The sequence below is a fragment of the Maribacter sp. ACAM166 genome, assembly GCF_005771495.1.
Taxonomy (GTDB): Bacteria; Bacteroidota; Bacteroidia; order Flavobacteriales; family Flavobacteriaceae; genus Maribacter.
Map to the genome: position 1 here is coordinate 1 of NZ_VAUW01000077.1, position 4,027 is coordinate 4,027.

The window sequence follows — 4,027 nt, forward strand, 5'->3', positions numbered from 1 at the left end:
TTCCCTTTCGAAAGTGTATGAACGTTTAAAATCTCTGTTTAATAAAAAACCAGGAAACGATCAAAATTCATCTTCATCAATTCCTATCAGCATATTATAAGCTTCTTGTAATTCTAACAGCGTTTTTACATCCTTAATTTTTTTCGCAATCTCAATTCCATTTTTATAAATTTCAATTGCTTTCTCTACTTCATTCAGCGACTCATTTAATTTTCCCAATTGATAGTAGCTCGCAACATAGTTTTCATCATCCTTTATCAATTTCAAAAAGCAATCTCTCGCAGTATCATTTTCCTCAACCCTAACATATTCTAATGCCAATGCGTATTTCAGAAAAGAATCATTGATGTCCTCCTTTAAAAACTCTTGTAATTGTTCAACCCTACTTTTCATTATTTTGTTTTTTGTGCTGCAATATTTTTCTAAACGGAAATGAAATACTTGATGGCTCTAATTGAGCGGTGACAACCTGATAAAATAACGGTTGAAATTGGTGGTGATTTAATTTGGCTAAAAGCAATACATTGAAATCATTTATATCATGATTTTAAATGAATTTCAAACTGGCAAAACCGCCTCTAACAACAACGCTGTTTTTTTAATGTTTATATGAATTTTTCATATTGCCAACTTTTTTCTAAGGGCACTTCCCAATTTTGCTCCAACGCTGCTTTTGTATTTACGAGGTTATTGAATACAGTTATTCCTTTTTGTCTTTCAGGAAATGTGAGTACATTTTTGAGCTCAGAAATAGGACATGAAATAATTTTCCCTTGCCCGACTTCGTTATTCAGGTGGGCATTCTTTCTGTAAGCAACATTCATTCTATCAAGGAGAGAAGTGTTTCCGCCTAAGTCGGATTCCAACTGCTGAATGAATTTTACCGACTTGTCAATTCCGCATCCACTGGCGGAAGTAGTTTTTTCATCTACACATACTATAATAAAACGATTGTAAAAGATTTCAATACAAGCATTCATCGTTTTCCCGTGCGAAGTCCACTCAGAAATAAAAACTTCTGCTTTATTTTTTAGTTGCGTAATTTCATTTTCAGAAAACTCACGGATGGATTGGTATATCCATACCCGTGAATGCAATGGCATATCTTTAAAGGTTATCATTTGTATCGCCTTTTTGTATTAACAATGCGCCTCATAAGCTGCCTTTAGGTTCTCAGCAATCAGCTCTGCCGACTTTCCTTCAATATGGTGTCTTTCTATAAAATGAACCAATTTTCCATCTTTGAACAATCCTACACAAGGCGATGACGGAGGAAATGGCAGAAAATGTTTGCGTGCTTGTTCAGTGGCTTCGGTGTCAAAACCAGCAAATACAGTTGTAATACGGCTAGGCCGCTTGGTTGCGTCCAATGAAAGTTTTACTCCCGGACGTGCAGCACCAGCAGCACATCCGCAAACTGAATTAACAGCTACTAACACGGTGCCTTTTGAGTTAACGGCAGCATCTACTTCCGTAGCGTTTTGGAGGTCTTCAAAACCAACAGAGGTAAGTTCTTCCTTCATTGGTAATACTAATTGTTCTGGATACATAGTGTAAAATTTAAGAATTAAAATAAATTCAAGGTTTTAAAGAGAACCCTAATAAACTCTATATAGTTTTTTATTTGTACTCGTAATTATAAATTATTCGCTTGACCTTATATTAAAAACGGGATAAAAGTGATGTTTTATAAGTCCCTTAATTGGCTTGTTGCGCGATAACAAGCATCACTTTGATATTTTACCATTTAACATCTGCCACCTTAACTATCGGTTCTTTTGCATTTTGTATAGACACTTGTTGTGCCACCTTACGTGCCATTTCCATATAGGCAATAGCCTGCGGTGTATTATCTTGAAGTACAGCTGGGTTTCCCGAATCACCAGATTCGCAGATGCTTTGTACCAATGGTATTTCACCCAATAATGGGACTTCTAATTCTTCTGCAAGTTTTTTTGCTCCGTCTTTACCAAAAATATAATATAGCTTCTCAGGCTCGTCTGGCGGACTGAAATAAGACATGTTTTCTACAATGCCTAAAACAGGTACATTTATTGATGGTAACTGAAACATTCCAACTCCTTTTTTCGCATCTGCCAACGCTACAAATTGAGGAGTGCTTACAATGACAACCCCATTCAAAGGCACGGCACCAACCAACGTTAAATGAATATCACCGGTTCCGGGAGGTAAATCAATAATCATATAATCTAATTCCCCCCAATGTGCCTCCTGAAATAATTGAACAACCGCTTTTGACGCCATCGGTCCACGCCATACAAGGGCTTGGGAAGTATCTACAAAGAATCCGATAGATAATAATTTGACACCAAAACTTTCTATGGGCATCATTTTATTTACACCGTCCACCGCTTTAGTCATTGGTTTAGCATCCATTACATTAAACATAATGGTTTGTGAAGGACCATAAATATCGGCATCAACCAAACCAACCGATGCACCTAACTTCACCAAAGCTAAAGCTAAGTTGGAAGCCACTGTTGATTTCCCGACACCTCCTTTGCCTGACGCTACCCCAATAATATTTTTTACGTTTGGCAATAGGGGGCCACTGCCTTTTCGCGATGTCACATCAGATGTCATTTTTACATTTACATTCGCTTCTTCATCTATATAATGCAACACTGCATTTACACAAGCCTTATGAATCATTTCTTTCATTGGGCATGCAGGTGTTGTAAGCACTACGGTAAAATTGACGTTTTTACCATCGACCTCTAAATCCTTTATCATACCAAGCGTTACCAAATCTTTTTTTAAATCTGGATCTTCTACATTTTTTAACGCTTCTAAAACTTGTTCTTTCGTTATGCTCATTTTTGCTCTCCTTCTAGTTTATATAATTATGTTGTAAAAACGAATCGCTAGATTTAAATTACTATCAAATTTTATATTTTATTTACTTCCCTTACCATAACCATTCTATCATCACCGGCAGAAACCAAATAATTATGAAAAGAACTCCAAATTAATTTGTTTACAGAATGTGTATGTGCTTCAAAATTTTCTTTTGTGATGCGTTTTAAAATTTGGTATGTTTTTGCATCCCAAATTTTGATTGTTTTATCGCGACTAGCAGTTGCAAACAAAGATCCATCAGGACTAAATACAATATCATAAATAGCCCAATTATGAGCAGGAATCGACTTTACTAATTCATAATTTCCTACTTTCCAAATATTCAAATGAGCATCTCTTCCTCCTGTTAAAAGGAATTTTCCATCGGGACTGTACCGCACAGTATTTGCTCCAATAATTTTTTCTGCAAGTTGATGTGCAATAAAATCTTTTTTATAATCCAATGTCTGCAGGTCAAATATGAGAACATTAGAATCACCTAAGGCAACAGCAATCTCTGAAGTGGTATCATTAAAATCAATGTTGCGGACTTTCTCCTGTGACAGTTTTTTCATTTTGAGCAATGACATAGTATCAAGATCACATACTGCAAAGTTACCATCGCCACCGGCGGTATAAAAGCAATTGGTTTTTATTGAATATTGTATATCAAAAACTGGCCCTATGTGATGTTGCAGTATTTTGATTTCTTCTTTTTTCTCTAAATCAAGTATGTGAATACTACCTGTAGTTGTTCCTGCGAGTAAAATATTTTTTTCAGGAATATGACAAATGGCATAAATAGGGGCTGGCAATGATGCTGAAAACTTTTCGGCTTGTAGGGTTTCTAAATTCCACAATGCAATAAATCGATCACTGCCACCTGTAAAAACAGTGTGTTCGGACATGCCTTTATCCATCCCGTATACGCAACCGCTGTGTCCGGTAAGTGTTGCGATGTGTTTTACATCAATATTCATCTCTTTTATTGTCTCCATTTATTTTATCGTTCGCCTAAAAAAATCTAATGTTTAGAAGTGCCATTTAATAATACTATGCCGAAAAATTATTTTTGCTTTACAAAATTAATAACCCCACCTTTTAAGATATGTTCAACTTGTCTCTCACTGATACTGTAAGTAAGTGGAATTCTAATATTTTTTCCAAC

At 35.7% G+C, this 4,027-nt stretch carries 5 protein-coding genes; all 5 read right to left on the reverse strand.

The window, feature by feature from the left end:
* Nucleotides 1-60: 60 nt before the first annotated feature.
* On the reverse strand, nt 61-393 hold the full coding sequence (locus ES765_RS21230; protein WP_138116499.1) for a tetratricopeptide repeat protein: 333 nt from the start codon (nt 391-393) through the stop codon (nt 61-63).
* Nucleotides 394-605: 212 nt separating this feature from the next.
* On the reverse strand, nt 606-1,121 hold the full coding sequence (locus ES765_RS21235; RefSeq protein ID WP_138116501.1) for an ABC transporter ATPase: 516 nt from the start codon (nt 1,119-1,121) through the stop codon (nt 606-608).
* A gap of 18 nt (nt 1,122-1,139) precedes the next feature.
* On the reverse strand, nt 1,140-1,550 hold the full coding sequence (locus tag ES765_RS21240) for a BrxA/BrxB family bacilliredoxin (RefSeq protein ID WP_138116503.1): 411 nt from the start codon (nt 1,548-1,550) through the stop codon (nt 1,140-1,142).
* A gap of 190 nt (nt 1,551-1,740) precedes the next feature.
* Nucleotides 1,741-2,838, reverse strand: coding sequence for an Mrp/NBP35 family ATP-binding protein (locus tag ES765_RS21245; protein ID WP_138116505.1), 1,098 nt, complete (start codon nt 2,836-2,838; stop codon nt 1,741-1,743).
* Nucleotides 2,839-2,909: 71 nt separating this feature from the next.
* Nucleotides 2,910-3,857, reverse strand: a complete 948-nt coding sequence (locus ES765_RS21250) for a WD40 repeat domain-containing protein (RefSeq protein ID WP_138116507.1) — start codon at nt 3,855-3,857, stop codon at nt 2,910-2,912.
* Between the last annotated feature and the right edge of the window lie 170 nt (nt 3,858-4,027).